Origin of the sequence: Actinophytocola glycyrrhizae (assembly GCF_042653545.1) — a bacterium.
Classification (GTDB): Bacteria; Actinomycetota; Actinomycetes; order Mycobacteriales; family Pseudonocardiaceae; genus Actinophytocola; species Actinophytocola glycyrrhizae.
Genome location: NZ_JBHSIS010000006.1, coordinates 924,484 through 940,481, shown reverse-complemented (window position 1 = coordinate 940,481; position 15,998 = coordinate 924,484). Strand labels below are relative to the sequence as shown.

At 70.8% G+C, this 15,998-nt stretch carries 18 protein-coding genes; 9 read left to right on the top strand and 9 right to left on the bottom strand.

Features of this window, described 5'->3' with window-relative positions:
• Window positions 1-138: 138 nt before the first annotated feature.
• On the bottom strand, window positions 139-1,434 hold the full coding sequence (locus tag ACFPCV_RS15230; protein ID WP_378056782.1) for a D-arabinono-1,4-lactone oxidase: 1,296 nt from the start codon (window positions 1,432-1,434) through the stop codon (window positions 139-141).
• A 226-nt stretch (window positions 1,435-1,660) separates the two neighbouring features.
• On the opposite strand from ACFPCV_RS15230, the gene ACFPCV_RS15225 reads away from it, so the two are divergent.
• Window positions 1,661-2,872 carry an amino acid deaminase/aldolase gene (locus tag ACFPCV_RS15225; protein WP_378056781.1) on the top strand — a complete coding sequence of 404 codons (1,212 nt, stop codon included), beginning with the start codon at window positions 1,661-1,663 and terminating at the stop codon, window positions 2,870-2,872.
• 214 nt (window positions 2,873-3,086) lie between these two features.
• Here ACFPCV_RS15225 and ACFPCV_RS15220 read toward each other — a convergent pair whose 3' ends face one another.
• From ACFPCV_RS15220 to ACFPCV_RS15210, 3 genes are all read right to left on the bottom strand, one after another.
• A complete protein-coding gene (locus ACFPCV_RS15220) occupies window positions 3,087-3,641 on the bottom strand; it encodes a TetR/AcrR family transcriptional regulator (RefSeq protein ID WP_378056943.1) in 555 nt (184 codons plus the stop codon).
• A 430-nt stretch (window positions 3,642-4,071) separates the two neighbouring features.
• Complete coding sequence (locus ACFPCV_RS15215) at window positions 4,072-4,425, bottom strand: hypothetical protein (protein WP_378056780.1); 354 nt, start codon at window positions 4,423-4,425, stop codon at window positions 4,072-4,074.
• A gap of 13 nt (window positions 4,426-4,438) precedes the next feature.
• The gene (locus ACFPCV_RS15210) at window positions 4,439-4,705 is read right to left on the bottom strand and encodes a hypothetical protein (protein WP_378056779.1); all 267 of its coding nucleotides are present in this window, start codon (window positions 4,703-4,705) and stop codon (window positions 4,439-4,441) included.
• Window positions 4,706-4,921: 216 nt separating this feature from the next.
• Between ACFPCV_RS15210 and ACFPCV_RS15205 the strand changes: the two genes are divergently transcribed.
• From ACFPCV_RS15205 to ACFPCV_RS15195, 3 genes are all read left to right on the top strand, one after another.
• Window positions 4,922-6,310, top strand: a complete 1,389-nt coding sequence (locus ACFPCV_RS15205) for a helix-turn-helix domain-containing protein (protein WP_378056778.1) — start codon at window positions 4,922-4,924, stop codon at window positions 6,308-6,310.
• A gap of 10 nt (window positions 6,311-6,320) precedes the next feature.
• On the top strand, window positions 6,321-7,265 hold the full coding sequence (locus ACFPCV_RS15200; RefSeq protein ID WP_378056777.1) for a phosphotransferase family protein: 945 nt from the start codon (window positions 6,321-6,323) through the stop codon (window positions 7,263-7,265).
• A 201-nt stretch (window positions 7,266-7,466) separates the two neighbouring features.
• A complete protein-coding gene (locus ACFPCV_RS15195) occupies window positions 7,467-7,769 on the top strand; it encodes a hypothetical protein (RefSeq protein ID WP_378056776.1) in 303 nt (100 codons plus the stop codon).
• A 150-nt stretch (window positions 7,770-7,919) separates the two neighbouring features.
• Here the strand turns inward: ACFPCV_RS15195 and ACFPCV_RS15190 are convergent, their stop codons facing one another.
• The 4 genes from ACFPCV_RS15190 to ACFPCV_RS15175 all read right to left on the bottom strand — a co-directional run bounded on the left by ACFPCV_RS15190 (window position 7,920) and on the right by ACFPCV_RS15175 (window position 10,844).
• Complete coding sequence (locus ACFPCV_RS15190) at window positions 7,920-8,939, bottom strand: copper resistance D family protein (protein WP_378056775.1); 1,020 nt, start codon at window positions 8,937-8,939, stop codon at window positions 7,920-7,922.
• The gene (locus tag ACFPCV_RS15185; protein ID WP_378056774.1) at window positions 8,936-9,493 is read right to left on the bottom strand and encodes a copper resistance CopC family protein; all 558 of its coding nucleotides are present in this window, start codon (window positions 9,491-9,493) and stop codon (window positions 8,936-8,938) included. The genes ACFPCV_RS15190 and ACFPCV_RS15185 overlap by 4 nt, the downstream gene beginning before the upstream one ends.
• On the bottom strand, window positions 9,490-10,242 hold the full coding sequence (locus tag ACFPCV_RS15180; RefSeq protein WP_378056773.1) for a YcnI family copper-binding membrane protein: 753 nt from the start codon (window positions 10,240-10,242) through the stop codon (window positions 9,490-9,492). Before ACFPCV_RS15180 ends, ACFPCV_RS15185 begins: the two co-directional genes overlap by 4 nt.
• 65 nt (window positions 10,243-10,307) lie before the next feature.
• Window positions 10,308-10,844, bottom strand: a complete 537-nt coding sequence (locus ACFPCV_RS15175) for a hypothetical protein (RefSeq protein WP_378056772.1) — start codon at window positions 10,842-10,844, stop codon at window positions 10,308-10,310.
• Window positions 10,845-10,974: 130 nt separating this feature from the next.
• On the opposite strand from ACFPCV_RS15175, the gene ACFPCV_RS15170 reads away from it, so the two are divergent.
• The 4 genes from ACFPCV_RS15170 to ACFPCV_RS15155 are packed head-to-tail and all read left to right on the top strand — an operon-like array spanning window position 10,975 to window position 14,489.
• Entirely contained in the window at window positions 10,975-11,622 is a 648-nt protein-coding gene (locus ACFPCV_RS15170) for an ABC transporter permease (protein WP_378056771.1), read from the top strand.
• Window positions 11,615-12,748 carry an ABC transporter ATP-binding protein gene (locus ACFPCV_RS15165; RefSeq protein ID WP_378056770.1) on the top strand — a complete coding sequence of 378 codons (1,134 nt, stop codon included), beginning with the start codon at window positions 11,615-11,617 and terminating at the stop codon, window positions 12,746-12,748. The genes ACFPCV_RS15170 and ACFPCV_RS15165 overlap by 8 nt, the downstream gene beginning before the upstream one ends.
• A complete protein-coding gene (locus ACFPCV_RS15160) occupies window positions 12,745-13,518 on the top strand; it encodes an ABC transporter permease (protein ID WP_378056769.1) in 774 nt (257 codons plus the stop codon). Before ACFPCV_RS15165 ends, ACFPCV_RS15160 begins: the two co-directional genes overlap by 4 nt.
• A complete protein-coding gene (locus ACFPCV_RS15155; RefSeq protein WP_378056768.1) occupies window positions 13,515-14,489 on the top strand; it encodes a glycine betaine ABC transporter substrate-binding protein in 975 nt (324 codons plus the stop codon). The genes ACFPCV_RS15160 and ACFPCV_RS15155 overlap by 4 nt, the downstream gene beginning before the upstream one ends.
• Window positions 14,490-14,740: 251 nt before the next feature.
• On the opposite strand, the gene ACFPCV_RS15150 is transcribed toward ACFPCV_RS15155, so the two are convergent.
• Window positions 14,741-15,103 carry a winged helix-turn-helix transcriptional regulator gene (locus tag ACFPCV_RS15150; RefSeq protein ID WP_378056767.1) on the bottom strand — a complete coding sequence of 121 codons (363 nt, stop codon included), beginning with the start codon at window positions 15,101-15,103 and terminating at the stop codon, window positions 14,741-14,743.
• A gap of 53 nt (window positions 15,104-15,156) precedes the next feature.
• On the opposite strand from ACFPCV_RS15150, the gene ACFPCV_RS15145 reads away from it, so the two are divergent.
• A complete protein-coding gene (locus ACFPCV_RS15145) occupies window positions 15,157-15,996 on the top strand; it encodes an SDR family oxidoreductase (RefSeq protein ID WP_378056766.1) in 840 nt (279 codons plus the stop codon).
• The last annotated feature ends 2 nt before the right edge of the window (window positions 15,997-15,998 follow it).

Below are 15,998 nucleotides of genomic sequence, written 5' to 3'. Positions count from 1 at the left end.
CCCGGGCCCGCGCAGCGGGGCCTCTGCCTGCGCAACCCTGACGGTGGCGCAAGCCCAGCCAGCACACCCGACCGAAACGACGCGACCAGCACACGACGACCGACCGCCCACTCACACCGACTTCACGGAATCAAACATCTAGGCGCCTAGCACTCGCTTCAGGTACGGGTTCAGGAACTTGCCCTCCGGGTCCAGTTCCGCGCGCAGCCTGGTGAAGTCGTCGAACCTGGGGTAGCGGGCACGCAGGTCGTCCGCGCCGAGCGAGTGCATCTTCCCCCAGTGGGGGCGGCCGCCGACCGCGCCCGCGACCTGCTCGAACAGGTCGAAGTACGCCCGGTAGGGCATGCCGGTGAACTGGTGCACCGCGATGTACGCCGAATCCCGCTCGTACGCCGTCGACAGCCAGATGTCGTCGGCCGCCGCCACCCGGATCTCCACCGGGAACATCACCGGGTCCGCCAGCTCCGGCACCCGCTTGCGCAGCTCGCCCAGCACCTCGGGCAGCGCCGCCCTCGGCACCGCGTACTCCGACTCGACGAACCGCACGTCCCGGTTCGTGACGAACACCCGGTGCGAGATGTCCGAATACGCCCGCGCGGACAGCACCGCCGACGACAAGCGGTTGAGCGGTCGGACCAGCGGTCGAACGGCCCTTCCCACACGGCAAACGGCACCGAACAGGGTGTTTTCCACGAACCGGTACTCGACGAACTGCCGCGCGGGCGACAGCGGCTCCGGCAGCGAACCGGCCGGGAGCCGGTTGTTCCGCTTGGTCAGCGCGTTGCGGCCGTAGGGGAACCAGTAGAACTCGAAGTGGTCGTTGGCCGCGCAGTTCTCGTCAAGCCCCGCGAGCACGTCGTCGAGGGGCTCCGGTCGTTCCCGCGCCGCCAGCACGAACGCGGGTTCGGTCCTCAACGTCACCGCCGACACCACGCCGAACGCGCCGAGCCCGACCCGGGCGGCGGCGAACAGCTCCGGGCGCTCGTCGGGTGAGCAGGTGACGACCGATCCGTCCGCCAGCACCAGCTCCAGCGCCGCCACCTGCGTCGAGATCCCGCCGAACCGGGCGCCGGTGCCGTGCGTGCCGGTCGAGATGGCGCCCGCAATCGTTTGCGCGTCGATGTCACCGAGGTTCGTCATGGCCAGGCCCAGGCGGTCCAGCTCGGCGTTCAGCGCCCGCAGCGTGGTCCCCGACCGGACGGTGACCAGGCCGGAGTCCATGTCCGCGGACACGACGCCGGTCCACGCGGACAGGTCGACGGCCCGGTCGTGTGCGGCGCCGACCGAGGTGAACGAGTGGCCGCTGCCGCGGGCGCGCACCGTCCGCGCGGCGCTCGTGACGGCGGCCGTCAGCTCTTCGAGGTCCCTCGGCCGCACGACCTCGGTGGCGATCGCCGCCTCGGTACCCGCCCAGTTGCGCCAAGCCGTCGTCATGGGGGGATCTTCGCAGGCCGCCGCGCCGGTCGACAGGCCGCGGCCACGAGTTGTCCACAGCCGGTCGAGTTGTCCACAGGCAAGATCGACATCCCGGTGTCCGTCGGTGGGTACCGGTAGACTGGCAAGGCGGGCGGCCCCCGGGAACGGGTGGGGGTTGCCGTCGTGTCCTGGGGGCCGGGCGCTGCGGCTGTCATGGGGTGTTGGCTGGTCGTACTGTTGGTTCGTGCCCGATGAGACGTTGCGCGCCCGCCTGGACGCGGCCACCAAGCAGCTCGAAGCCCCGCTCGCTGTCATCGACCTCGCCGCGTTCGACCGGAACGCCGACGATCTCGTCCGGCGGGCGGCCGGGCGGCCGATCCGGGTGGCGAGCAAGTCGCTGCGTTGCCGGTTCCTGCTGGAGCGGGCGCTGCGCAGGGACGGTTTCGCCGGGGTCATGGCCTACTCGCTGCCGGAGGCGCTCTGGCTCGCAGGCGAATGGGCCGGTACCGATCTGGGCGACGTCGACCTGCTCGTCGCCTACCCGACCGTCGACCACACCGCGTTGCGGCGGCTCGCGGCCGACGACCACGCCCGTCGCCTCGTCACGATCATGGTCGACTCGGTCGCGCACCTCGACCTCGTCGACGCCGCGCTCGGGGACGGGCACCCCGAGATCCGGGTGTGCCTCGAGCTGGACGTGTCGTGGCGGCCGCTACTGGGGCGTGACTTCGCTCACATCGGCGCCCGCCGGTCGCCGGTCTTCACGGCCGCGCAGGCCGAGTCGCTCGCCTCGGTCATCCGGGGGCGGCCGGGGTTCCGGCTGGCCGGGCTGATGGGCTACGAGGGGCAGATCGCCGGTCTCGGCGACGAACCCGCCGGGAAACCGGTCATGGGGGCGGTCCTGCGGTGGGTGCAGGACCGTTCGGCGCGTGAGCTGAACGGTCGGCGCGCGGCGGCGGTGCGCCGCATCGGTGGTCTGGAGTTCGTCAACGGGGGCGGCACGGGCAGCATCGAGACGACCGGTTTCGACGACTCGGTCACCGAGTTCGCGGCGGGGTCCGGGCTGGTCGGCCCGGCGTTGTTCGACAACTACCGCCGGTTCGCGCCGGACCCGGCGGTGCTGTTCGCGTTGCCGGTGGTGCGCAAGCCGCGCAGGAGGACGGCGACGTTGTTCTCCGGCGGGTACATCGCGTCCGGGCCGACCGGCAGGGACCGGGCACCCGCGCCGTACCTGCCCGCGGGGCTGTCGTTGACCGGCACCGAGGGGGCCGGCGAGGTGCAGACGCCGGTGAACGGCCGCGCGGCCCGTGACCTGCGGGTGGGTGACCGGGTGTGGCTGCGGCACTCGAAGGCGGGTGAGCTGGCGGAACGGTTCACCGAGTACCACGTGCTGGAGGACGACCGGGTGACGCGGACCGTGCCGACCTACCGGGGCGAAGGGCGCTGCTTCGGGTAGCCCTGCTGGTCCGCTGATCGGCCAGGACTTTGCACAAAGATCCGAAGGACACTAGGGCGTGCCCCGCGGATCTTGATCGCGGTATTCGCGCCCATCTGGCCGCTGGCCGCGTTGTCGGAAAGCCCGAGTACAACCCGGTACGAGGGCCTTCCTCCGCCTTGCCAGCGACCAGATGGATCACGAATCCCACCGACCAAGATCCACGGGACACGCCCTAGTCCTGCTGGTACATCTGGCCTGCGAGGTAGGCCCTGACCACCTGTTTCGCCTCGGTGATCATCTCTTCCTCGCCGAAGAGCCTGCGGCGGAACGCGAGCGCGAGGATGGCGTCGCCGATGTCGCTTGCGACGGTGATCTGCTTGTACAGGCTTTCGACCGGCAGGTCGTACTTGCTCCCGACGACGTCGGCGATCTGCTCGGCGATGACCGAGTTGTTGTCGCGGTCGTCCTCGATGAGCCGGATGTCGATGACGTCACCGAACCGCACACGGCTGAACCCGGGGACGGTCCGGTACATCTCGACGTAGATGTCGATGATCGTGTCGACGCCGTGCCACCAGTGCTCGAGGTGCGCCCAGTCGACGCGCTGCTCGATCTCGCTCGTGAAGTGGTCGAGGTGGCGTTTGGTGAGCGCCTGCACGACGGCCCGCTTGTCGGGGAAGAACTGGTAGAGCGACCCGACGGCGACTCCGGCGCGTTCCGCGATCAGCGTGGTGGTGACGCCGTCGTAGCCGAGTTCGTCGATCAGCTCCGCGCAGGCGGTGAGCATCTGCTCGACACGCTTGGCGCTGCGCTGCTGGACAGGTTGCTTTCGCAACGGAACGTGGGTCGACACAACACCATCCTGCCCCGAGTGGACCAGACCTTCCACCAGATTGTGTATGCGAGATCGGCCAAAAGAAGCAGGGTCCCCCGGCAGGCGGCACAACAAACCCCGCAACAGCGACCAAGAGCACAGGCGCGTCCCCGGAACGCCGACGGGCGACCCGGGTCCGCGGACCCGGGTCGCCCGTCACTCGTGGAGCCGCGAACCGATGCTGGTCGGGGGAGGGTGCTACAGCATCGGTTCGCGGAGTTCGTGGTTGTGGCGGCGGTTCGATCGTCTCGCTCGGGGGTGCGTACGACCGAACCGCCGCCACAGGTGGCGTCCCCGCGGCCACGCGCCGCGCGGTGCGGCGGGCGAGGGGCGCGCCTCGGTACTACCTGGTGCCCGTGGCCAGCCGGCCGGGGTGCGTCGCGCGTGTGCGGGTCGCGTGACGGGCGGGCTGCGGTGTTGGCGCGAGCCCGCCGGCAACCAGGTGCTCGTAGGCCGCCTGCCAGACAGAGCAAGGCGCCTTCTGTTGCCGCCACCGCGACGAGCACGCGGGGCAGTTTCCCTTTTCGTCCGGCTCGTGGGCGGCGAGCATGGCCCGCCAGCCCTCCGTCAGCCTGGGAAGTTCGGAACGTGCCACGGACAGCAGGGACGGTGCGTCCGCGCGGTTGGCCAGCTCCGACAGCATGTCGAGCCGCTCCCAGACCGCGTTGCGGAGCACCTGTCCGAGGATCTCGTCCATCGAAACGTCACCGCTACCTTTCCGCCTGCTCGGCGGCCTCACGAAGCGCGGTCCGCAGCTGACCGAGCTGGCCGGCTGTCAATACCGCGGTTTCGCCCGGCGGTCCCACGAGGACCACCCGATTGCGTTCCACGAGCACGGTGAGGCAGCGTTCCCGGTTGACGACGTCACCACAGTTGACGCGCCAGACCTTCCGGCCGAGGGCCGACCCGTGCAGCTCGCCACGGTGGTCCGCGTCCTCGGACTCGGTCCGGGGTGGTGCCGTCCTGACCAGTTCCACAGTCTCGGCTTCCCTCCGTGCTCGTATGCTTACAACCAACTACATTGGTGGCTTGAGACACAGATTGGTGCGTTACAGCGCCGATCGGCGGCCGTCCCACGGTAAGCGGTCGAGTAACTTCGGTCGGGCCGATCAGGTTCGCCGATCCGGACTTTTAGTGGCTCGTGAAGTGCGCTTACTCTGCGCCTGACGCCCAGCGGACTGTGAGGGGGCGGAATGAACTCCATCGGGTCTCAGAGCTCTTCTGTTACGCCGGAGGCGTGGGAAGACGCGGAGATGCGGAACGCGCTGGCGGCGCGGGAGGTCAGCACGATCTACAAGCTGCTGCGACGCAAAGGTGTGTCCCAACGCCAGATCGCCGCGATGACCGGTCAGTCACAGTCCGAGGTGTCGGAGATCCTCAAGGGTCGTCAGGTCATGGCCTACGACGTCCTGGTGCGGATCGCCGACGGCCTGGGTGTCCCCAGGGGATACATGGGCCTCGCGTACGACGAAGTCACCGCACAGCGGGTGGCGGAGCGGAGCGAGTCCCCGGAGGCTGAGGAGCCGGAGAACGTGAAGCGTCGGAAGTTCCTTGCGCACGCGGCCGCGGTCGCGGTGGGTGCGCATGTGCTCGGCGCGGACTCGGGATCGTGGGTGTCCAACCCGGTGTTGACGCCGGCGCCGGGCCGGATCGGCATGACCGACGTCCGGCAGGTCGAGGCCGCGACCAGGGCACTCCGCTCGCTGGACTACCAGTACGGGGGCGGATTCTGCCGGGACGCGGTGGTCGCCCAGCTGTCGTGGGGCCAGCAGATGCTCAACTCGTCGGGGGCCGAGGTCGTGAAGCAGCGGCTGCACGTCGCGCTCGCCGACCTGCACAACCTGGCCGGGTGGACGTCGTTCGACGTGGGCCTGATCGACTCGGCGCGCAACCACTTCGGCCGCGCGCTGGAGCTGGCGAAGGCCGGGGAGAGCGACGAGCTGGTCGCGAACATCCTGTACCGGATGGGCCGGGTCTACCTGCACAAGGAGGCCCCGGACGACGCGCTGAAGATGTTCCAGCTCGGTCAGATCGCCGCGCAGCAGTCGGGGTCCGAGCTGGCCGTCGCGGTCATCTGCGCCAACCAGGCGTGGGCCTACGCGATGATGGGTCACGAGGACCAGACGATGAAGCTCATCGGCAGGACCCGTGACGAGTTCGCCCGCGCGAACCACGGTGAGGCCGCCGACTGGGTCAAGTTCTTCAACGAGGACGACGTCTACTCGATGATCGGGACCGTGCACACGGTGCTCGCGCAGCAGGTCGACGCGCGGCACACGAAGTACGCGATCCCGGCGTTGACCAGGGCGATCGACTCCTACGGCGACGAGGTGGCGCGCAACAAGGCGTTCAACCTGTCGTCGCTGGCCACCAACCACCTGCTCGACGGCGACATCGACCACGGGGCACGGGTGGGGGTGCAGGCCGTCGACCTGGCGCAGCACCTGAAGTCCAAGCGGGTCCGGGACCGGTTGGAGCCGCTGCGCATCGAGGCGGACAAGCGGCGCAACTTCGCCGACGCCCGCGACCTGGCGGACCTGATCGGCCGGTTCTCCGACAGCCCCGAATCCAACGCGGTCTGACGAGGCCGCCGTGACCGTGCTGCCGACCCCGGAGTCCGCGGAGTCCGCGGCGTCGCTGTCGGGCACGGGCGGCCCGTTCTCCGGCGAACGCCTCGCGGAGGCGCTGACCGGGGTGTGCGCGGCGGCCGGGCTGGACCCGGAGGGTGCGACGCTCATCAAGTGCACGGCCAACGCGGTGTTCCGGCTGGCCAGCGCGCCCGTGGTGGTCCGGATCGGGGCCTCGACGGCGTTGAACCACCGGGTGGAGAAGGTCGTCCACGTGGCGACCTGGCTGGCCGAGCACGACGTGCCCGCGGTCCGGCTGCTGCCGGGGGTGGCGCAGCCGGTCACCTACGACGGTTACGTCGCCACCATCTGGGAGGCGGTGCCCACCGGCGGTGAGCGGCCGCGCGGCCGTGACCTGGGCAAACTGCTGCGGCGGATCCACGACCTGCCCGAGCCGGCGTCGTGGCTGCCGACGTGGCGACCGCTCGCCGACGTGGCGGCGCGGATCGGCGAGGCCACCGATCTCGACGACACCGACCTCGCGTTCCTGCAGGACCGGTACGACGACGTGGCCGACCAGCTGTCCAGGCTGGAGTTCCCGTCGGCGCCGTCGCTGGTGCACGGGGACGCGCACCTGGGCAACCTCATCCCGGGCCCGGCGGGCCCGGTGTGGTGCGACTTCGACTCGTCGAGCCTCGGCCCGCCGGAGTGGGACCTGACCCCGCTCGCCGTCGGCGTGATCCGGTTCGGGGAGCCTGCCGGGCGGTACCGGGAGCTGGTCCGCACGTACGGCGTGGACGTGACCCGCTGGCGCGGCTTTCCCGTGCTGCGTGCGGTGCGGGAGCTGAAGCTCATCACGAGCGTCCTGCCGATCATCGGGACGCGGCCGGCGGTCCGTGCGGAGCTGTTCCGGCGGATGGCCGATGTCCGTTCGGGTAACACTTCGGCCCGCTGGGCCCGCTACACCTGACCCGGCCGGCCCAGTGGCCGTAACGCTGCGTCGCCGGAAACCGACCCTCTTACTGTGCGCGAACGGACGTCTTTGCACGTCGTGGCCGGTGAACGAGAAATTCATTCGTTCGGGTGACAGGTAAGGCTGGTCGTTCGCGCGAAGCACGCTACGCTGAGTGGAACTAGCCTCTGTCCGCTCCCCGAACGAGGTGTCCAACTGGTGGCTAGGGCGATCAGGCAACGTCGCAGCGCACGTCGTGCGCTGGCATCGGCGCGGATTCTCGACCAGGTGGTCGAGAATCAGCTCCCGCTCGTCGCCCGGCTGCCCGAAGGCCGGAGCAGGACGCGGGCCGCCGACTTCCTCGCCGAGCTGGTCCTGCTGTCGCAGGCGTACCGGCACCACGCGGAGGGCTGGATCACCCGCCGCGAACTGGAGCGGCGCGGTCATTCGACGATGCGGAAGCTGTCCAGGATCCGCCAGCGATCCCCGCTGTCGTCCACGCAGTTCACCGAGCAGGACTGACCACTCACCGTTGGTCCGCTTTTCCGCACGTCCGGACTTTCGTGGTACAGCACACAGTGTCGGCGGGACGACGAACGGTCGCCGATGAGCCGTTCACCGTTCACCTGTACCGAACCGAGTGCTTGATCGATAAAGGCAGGCAACCGAAAGTCAGGCGACCGGCGTCCGCGTCAGCACGACCGCGAACCCGAAGGCCGCGCACATGACAGCGATCTCCAGCGCGGCCCAGCCGACGAGCGCGGTCCGCTGGTGGCGCACGATCCCCGGCAGCAGCCGCCACCGGATGTTGGCGCCGAGCGCCGCGAGCCCGGCGAAGCAGGCGAGCTTGAGGATGACCAGCGTCCCGTAACCGGTGCCGAACAGGACGTCGAACAGGTTCCTGCCCGCCACCGAGCCAAGCTCCACCGCGGCGTTGAACAGCCCGGTCGCCGCCACCACGCACAGGCAGGCGGTCGCGAGCCTCGAGAACCGGGGCAGCGTGCCCGCGAGCAGCGTGCGGTTGGCGGCGCCCGCGATGACGACCGCGCCGAGCCCGCCGGTCCACACGGCCGCGCCGAGCACGTGCAGCTCCATCGAGATCATCGCGTAGTCCTGCCACCGCCAGTTCGTGGCGTGGCCGGTGACCGGCAGCGGCAGCAACGCGAACAACGCGACGGCCGCCCGCAGCTCGGCGGGCACCGACTCACCGGCCCGCACCGCCAACAGCGACAGCCCGAACGACACGAGCGCGACCGCGGCGACGAACACCAGCGCCTTGCCCGCGCTGACCGTCGCCACGAACTCGGCGACCCGCCCCAGCGAGATGCCCGCCGCGTGCGGCAGCACCTCGGCGGTCTGCAGCACCAGCGTGGCCAGCGCGCACACGGCGAGCGCGAGCGCACTGAACGTGGCCGCCCGCCGCGCGCCGGCCAGCACCTGCTCCACACCTTTGGGCCGGGACAGCCCGATGAGGATCGGGAGCAGGTTCAGCCCGACGGTCGCGACCGCGGCCAGGTCGAACAGGACCCGGACGACCGGCAGGCCGTACCGGACCACCGCGTCCGGCTCGAGCACGCCCGTGATCTGGCGTGCCGGGGTGAGCACCAGGCCGGTCAGCACCGCGAGCAGTGCTGCCCCGAGCCCGATCCCGACCAGGTGCAGCCGGGCGAACGCGGTGGTCCTGGCCGTCATGCCTGCTTGCCGCCGCCAAGGCGCAGGGCGACGAACAGCCCGGCGCCGAGCAGCACGACCGCGCCGGCGAGCCACACCCACACGGGCATGCCGCCCTCGTCGTCGCCGGAGCCACCGCCGCCGGGGTTCATGTCGATCCAGCCGGCGTCGCCCTCGGCCGCGGGCGTGCCGTTGCCCGCCGTGTCGACCGTGAACGTCAGCTCCCCGGAGACCGGGTGGCCGTCGGCGGAGACGATCCGGTAGCCGATCGTGTAGACCCCGGACGGGCCGAGCTCGCGGACCGGCGCGCTGACGACGTTGCTGTCGACCGTCGCACCGCCACCCTGCCACTGCTCCCCGTCCGGCCCGGTGACGGCGATGGTGTTGAGCCCCTCGCCCTCCTGGACCGGCTGGTCGAACGTGAGCACGACCTCGGCGGGCCCGGTGTCGAGCACCGCCTTGTCGGCCGGGTTGCTGCCGGTCAGCGAGTTGTGCGCGGACGCGGCCGGGACCAGGGCGAACATCCCCAGCCCCGTCAGCACCAGCACCGAGAGGGCCTTGGCGAGCTTGCTCATGACTGGCTGCTGCTCGTGGCCCTGCGTGCCCGCAGGGTCGCGCCGACACCGAAGCCGAGACCCAGCGCACCGACCACGAGACCCGCGCCGCCCAGCCAGCGGGCGGTGTCGTCGGTACCGGCCGCGGCTGCCTCGGTGCTGTCACCGGACTCGGCCGCCGCGTTGTCGACCGCCGGAGCCGCGCCGCCGTGGCCGTCGCCTTCCGGCGCCAGCTCGATCACCGGCGCCGGGCGCTCCGGCTCGGAGCCGTCCTCGGCCGGCGGCTCGTCCCACGCGACGACCTTGCCGCCCTCGTAGGTCTGGATCGCGGGCATGACCAGCTGCTCGGCCACGGGCAGCGGGCCGACGGACAGCTCGAACTCCTCGAACTCACCCGGCGCGATGTGGGTGCCCGCCGCCGCGGTCCAGGTGACCGAGCTGATGGCCTCCTTGATCTCGGCGCCGTGCACGGTGACCGGCTCGTCCAGCGCGGCCTTCTGGATCTGCGCGGTCCAGCCCGCCATGGGCCGGGTGCGCGCGGACGTGACCGGCGTGTCGGCGGGCATCTTGACCTCGAGCTTCACGGTGCCCGCGGCGTCGTCCTCGTTGGGCACCCGGAAGGTGATCTTCGAGTAGCCGCCCTGCTGCGCGGCCTCGCCGAGGACCTTCGCGGTGACGTGTGCCGAGGCGAGCCCGGAGCCGAGCATCGTGGCCACCCCGGCCGCGACGGCTACGACACCGGCACGCGCGATGAAGCGAGTGGTGGACATGTCTCTCCTGAGATTTGGGTGGGAAAGGCCGGACGCGCCTGTCGCGCCCGGAGGGGTGTCGGTTCTCAGGAGCCGACGGGTGGGCCGCGGCGCGCGCAGACCTCGCGGAACAGCACCTCGATGAGCACGCCGGGACGGGCGGGCAGCGGTGTGCCCGCAGGTCGTGGTGCGTGGCCGACCGGGCCGGCGACCAGTGCCGTGAGCCGGGAGAACAGCCACGCCGCCGTGCTCGCGACCAGGCTGAGCGCCACGCCTGCCCTGGCCAGGAGCACCGCCGTCAGCACCGTGGCGACGGCGTGGGCGGCGAACATGGTCCTGGCGTCGAAAAGGGCCTGCTGGTGGCCGTGTCCCCTGGCGAGCTCGGTGAGCAGCAGGTGCTGGCAGAGCTGCGTCACGCCGAGCACCCCCACCAGCGCGGGGACCCCGCCGCGGCGGGCGAGCGTCGAGCCGCCCCACGCGAGCAGCGTCGCCAGCAGGACGGTGAACAGGGAGTCGGACACCCTGCCGCCGCCGATGCCGTGCGCGGCGATCGCGAGCGCGGCCGACGACGAGGCCAGCAGGACGCCACCGGCGTCCGCGTTCCTGGTCCGTCTCCCGTGCACGCGCCCAAGGGTAGGACGAAACGACAGGCTTGTGACCGGCCGTCCCGGTGAGGTGGACGACCCTCCGGTGAGCGGCGGCCCCGGTCCCGGGTGCTTGCCATCTCGGTTGATCTACGCCACGGTGATCAAGGTGACTCTGTTGGAGTTCGTCACCGACCGGTGGCCGCGCCTCGCCGCCGAGGCCTACCAGCACGCCAGCGTCGTCCTCCAGTGCACGGTCATCGCCACCATCATCGGTGTTCTCGCAGGTGTCGCCGTGTATCGCAGCCCGGTCGGCTCGACCGTCGCCACCGCGCTCGCGAGCACGATCCTGACGATCCCGTCGTTCGCGCTGCTCGGTCTGCTCATCCCGCTCATCGGGCTCGGGGTGCCGCCGACGGTCGTCGCGCTCGTGCTGTACGCGTTGCTGCCGATCGTCCGGAACACCATCGTCGGTCTAGGGGGCGTCGAGGCGGCGGTCACCGACGCGGCCCGCGGCATCGGCATGAACCGGCTGCGGGTGCTGACGCTCGTCGAGCTGCGGCTCGCGTGGCCCGCGATCCTCGCCGGCATGCGGGTGGCGACGCAGATGCTGATGGGCATCGCCGCCATCGCCGCGTACGCGAAGGGCCCCGGGCTGGGCACCGAGATCTTCTCCGGGCTGAACCGCGCGGGCGCCGCCAACGCGCTCAACCAGGCGCTCGCCGGCACGCTCGGGATCGTCCTGATGGCGCTGCTCATCGACGGGCTGTACCTGCTGGTCGCCCGCCTGACCACCTCGAGGGGGATCCGTGCCTGAGCAGACCAGCGTGGGCATCGAGCTGGCCGACGTGACGAAGCGGTACCCGGGCTCCCGGGAACCCGCGGTCGACGCGTTCACGATGACGATCAACCCCGGCGAGACGACGATCTTCGTCGGTCCGTCCGGCTGCGGCAAGACCACCACCATGCGGATGATCAACCGGCTGATCGAGCCGACGTCCGGCCGCATCGTCGTCGGCGGCGACGACGCGCTGTCGCTGAACGCGGACGACCTGCGGCGGCGCATCGGCTACGCGATCCAGCAGGCCGGGCTGTTCCCGCACCTGACCGTCGCGCAGAACGTGGCGGTCGTGCCCGGCCTGCTGAAGTGGCCGAAGAAGCGGATCGAGGCGCGGGTCGAGGAGATGCTGTCGCTGGTCGGCCTCGACCCCGCGGAGTTCGTGCGCCGGTACCCCAGGCAGCTGTCCGGCGGGCAGCAGCAGCGCGTCGGGGTGGCCCGGGCACTCGCGGCGGACCCGCCGGTGCTGCTGATGGACGAGCCGTTCGGCGCGGTCGACCCCATCACGCGCGGCAACCTGCAGGACGAGCTGCTGCGGCTGCAGGCGGAGCTGCACAAGACGATCGTGTTCGTCACGCACGACTTCGACGAGGCGGTGAAGCTGGGCGACCGGATCGCGGTGCTCGGTGACCGCTCGCGGATCCTGCAGTACGACACCCCGGAGGCGATCCTCGCGAACCCGGCGGACGACACGGTGGCCGGGTTCGTCGGCGCGGGCGCCTCGCTCAAGCAGCTGACCCTGTTGCGGGTGCGGGACATCGAGCTGGGCACGGCGGTGACCGCGACCGTCGACGAGGCGCCGTCCGCGGTGCGGCAGCGCCTCGCCGACGACGGCCGCAGGTTCGCGCTGGTGCTGGACGAGCGGCGGCGGCCGCAGCGGTGGGTGCACGACCGGCAGCTCGGCGGCACGTCGCTCGCCGGGGCCGGGAAACCGGTCGGGGACGTGGTGTCCACGCAGTCGACGCTGCAGGACGCGCTGGAGGCGATCCTCACCGAGGGCGGCGACGCGGTCGTCACGGGTCCGCGCGGCGAGTACGCGGGGACGGTGCAGCTCGACACGGTGGTCGCGAAGATCCGCGAGCTGCGTGCGGAGCACCAGTCGTGAGTGTCACGGACGCGGTGCTGTCGACCGAGTCCGGCTCGCGGCGCGTGGAGCTGGTCCGGTTGTTGCTGCAGCCGATCGCGGCGCTGGTGCTCGTCGGCGGCGTGCTGGTGTGGGCGTTCGGCCAGGAGCTCGACGCGATCGAGGTCGTGGCGCTCAACCCGACGACACTGCTGAAGTCGACGGGCGAGCACGTGCTGATCACGGCGGCGGTGACGGTTCTCGTCGTGGTGGTGGCGATCCCGCTCGGCATCGTCCTCACGCGACGGTGGGCGCGCTGGGTCGCCCCGGTCTTCCTCGGCATCGCGACGATCGGTCAGGCCGCCCCCGCGATCGGCGTGATCGTCCTGTACTTCCTGTGGACAGCACAGGAAGGGCTGTGGGCGGCGGCCATCCCGTTGACGTTCGTGTCGCTGCTCCCGGTGCTGCGCAACACGATCGTCGGCATCCAGCAGGTCGACCCGGCGCTGGTCGACGCGGGAAGGGGCATCGGGATGTCATCGTTCACGGTACTGCGGAGAGTCGAGCTTCCCCTTGCCGTGCCACTGATCCTGGCCGGCCTGCGCACGTCGCTCGTGCTGGCGGTCGGCACGGCGACACTCGCGTTGTTCGTCAACGGCGGCGGCCTCGGGTTCGTGATCGACTCGGGGTACAAGGTGGCCCGCCCGACGGTGCTGCTGACGGGCGCGACGCTCGCGGTGGGGCTGGCGCTGCTGGTCGACTGGCTCGGCGCGCTGGCCGAGCGGTACCTCGGTCCGAAGGGGCTGCGGTGAAGCGGCTCGCGGCGCTGGCCGCGGCGTGCACGGTGCTGGTCGGTGGCTGCGGTCTGGAGGCGGGCGCCACGCTGGCGTTCGACGTGGCCCCCGGTTCGATCGAGGCGGAACCGTCGCTGGCCGACGTGCCGATCCGGGTCGGCTCGAAGAACTTCACCGAGCAGATCCTGCTGGGCTACATCGCGGAGGTCGCGCTGACGGCGGCGGGCGCGGACGTCGAGGACATGACGAACATCCAGGGCTCGACGCCGGTCCGCCAGGCACTCGAGGTCGGCGACCTGGACCTGTACTGGGAGTACACGGGCACCAGCTGGATCAACTTCCAGCAGCAGACGGTGCCCATCCCCGACGAGCAGCAGCAGTACGACGCGGTGAAGAAGGCGGACCTGGAACGGTTCGGCATCGCGTGGCTCCAGTACTCGCCGGTGAACGACAAGTACGCGTTCGCGACCACGCGTGAGTTCGCCGACGAGCACGGGCTGAAGACGATGTCCGACATGGTGGCGCTGCTGGAACAGAACCCGTCGCTGGGCACGTTCTGCATGGAGTCGGAGTTCATCAGCCGCCAGGACGGGCTGCTCGGCGCGGAGAAGAAGTACGGCTTCGACGTGCCGGACCGCAACATCAAGACGTTCGGCGTCGGCGCCATCTACGCGACGCTCGCCACGGGCCGCACGTGCAACTTCGGCGAGGTCTTCACCACCGACGGCCGCATCCTGACCCTGGACCTGGCCGTACTGGAGGACGACAGGAAGACGTTCCCGCAGTACAACGCCGCGGTGACCGTCCGCAAGGAGTTCCTCGACCGCTACCCGGCGATCGCGGACGTCCTGGAACCGGTGTCGGCGAGGCTGAACAACGACGTGATCCTGGAACTGTCGGTGAAGATCGACGGCGACGGCGAGGACCCGGCGGAGGTCGCGCGCGACTGGCTGGTGAAGGAAGGCTTCGTCACCATCCCACCGGACTGACCCGGCCATCCGTCTCCGGGATGGCAGGGAGCCCCTGTGGGGTGGGCTTGCGCCACCGTCGGGCTTGCGTCGGCAGGGGCCCGCTTCACGGGCCCTGGTCTGCGTTGAGGGCCTGGCAATGCCCTGAAAGGCGCGTTCAGGGCGCTGGGCGTCCTGAATGGCCCATTGACGGCACCGCGGGTGTGGGGGCGTGCCTGATGACGGGGCCGTACGCCGAAGCCACTTCGCATTATCTTCACGGAATCGATCGTCTAGCGCGCGTCGTAGGCCGCCCGTGCGGTCAGCACCTCCGGCATGCGGCTTTCCAGCAGTTCGACCAGTGTGTGCAGGTGCCTGGCCACGTCGGTGCCCAGGGGGGTCAGGCTGTACTCGACGTGCGGCGGGATCGTCGGCCGCGCCTCCCGCAGCACCAGCCCGTCTCGTTCCAGGGCCTGCAGTGTCTGGCTGAGCATCTTCTCGCTGATCCCGTCGACCCGCCGCCGCAGTGCGTTGAACCGGGTCGTGCCGTCCAGCAGTGCCACCAGCGCGAGCGTGCCCCAGCGGCCGGTCGCGTGCTCCATCGTCTCCCGGGACGTGCAGTTCCGTGCGAAGACGTCGAACACCAACTCGTCCATGAGGTATATGGTAGTACTAACCACCAGTTAGTACTAACCTCAGGAGAGTGTTCATGATCGTCGTGACCGGGGCTACCGGGCAGCTCGGCCGGCTCGTCGTCGCGGGACTCCGCGAGCGGGGCGCGGCCGTGGTCGCCGGGGCACGCAACCCCTCGGCCGCCGCGGACCTGGGTGTCGAGGTGCGGGAGCTGGACTACGACCGGCCCGACACCGTCGACGCCGCGCTCACCGGCGCCGACCAGGTCCTCCTGATCTCGGGCAGCGAAGCGGGCAGGCGGGTCCCGCAGCACACGGCCGTCGTCGACGCCGCCAAGCGGGCCGGGGTCCGGCAGCTCGTCTACACCAGCGCCCTGCACGCCGACACGTCACCGCTGGTCCTCGCGCCGGAGCACAAGGCGACCGAGGAGGTCATCCGCGCGAGCGGGCTCGGGTTCACCTTCCTGCGCAACGGCTGGTACCACGAGAACCACGCCGACCAGATCACCCAGGGCGCCGAGACCGGCGAGATCGTCGGCGCCGCGGGGGACGGCCGGGTCGCCTCCGCCGCACGTGCCGACTTCGCCGCCGCCGCGATCGCCGTGCTCACCGGCGGCGGGCACGAGAACAGGGCCTACGAGCTGTCCGGTGACACCGCGTGGACGTTCGCCGAGTTCGCCGACCAGATCGCCGAGCAGGCAGGAAAACCCGTCGCCTACCGCAGCCTCGCGCCCGCGGAGTTCCAGCGGTTCCTCGTCGACCGCGGCACCCCGGCGCAGGTCGCCGGGTTCGTCGCCGCGCTGGAGCAGAACATCGCCGACGGCACCCTCGCCGACACGCCCGGCGACCTGCGCACGCTGATCGGCAGGCCCACCACGCCGATCGCCGAAACGATCAAGGCGGTCCTCGCCGCCTAGCA

Coding starts and splice junctions, on each gene's coding strand:
- ACFPCV_RS15190 (WP_378056775.1), bottom strand. CDS start 8,939: ATGACGGCCAGGACCACCGCGTTCGCCCGGCTGCACCTGGTCGGGATC.
- ACFPCV_RS15220 (WP_378056943.1), bottom strand. CDS start 3,641: ATGCTCACCGCCTGCGCGGAGCTGATCGACGAACTCGGCTACGACGGC.
- ACFPCV_RS15145 (WP_378056766.1), top strand. CDS start 15,157: ATGATCGTCGTGACCGGGGCTACCGGGCAGCTCGGCCGGCTCGTCGTC.
- ACFPCV_RS15180 (WP_378056773.1), bottom strand. CDS start 10,242: ATGTCCACCACTCGCTTCATCGCGCGTGCCGGTGTCGTAGCCGTCGCG.
- ACFPCV_RS15230 (WP_378056782.1), bottom strand. CDS start 1,434: ATGACGACGGCTTGGCGCAACTGGGCGGGTACCGAGGCGGCGATCGCC.
- ACFPCV_RS15150 (WP_378056767.1), bottom strand. CDS start 15,103: ATGGACGAGTTGGTGTTCGACGTCTTCGCACGGAACTGCACGTCCCGG.
- ACFPCV_RS15185 (WP_378056774.1), bottom strand. CDS start 9,493: ATGAGCAAGCTCGCCAAGGCCCTCTCGGTGCTGGTGCTGACGGGGCTG.
- ACFPCV_RS15215 (WP_378056780.1), bottom strand. CDS start 4,425: ATGGACGAGATCCTCGGACAGGTGCTCCGCAACGCGGTCTGGGAGCGG.
- ACFPCV_RS15205 (WP_378056778.1), top strand. CDS start 4,922: ATGAACTCCATCGGGTCTCAGAGCTCTTCTGTTACGCCGGAGGCGTGG.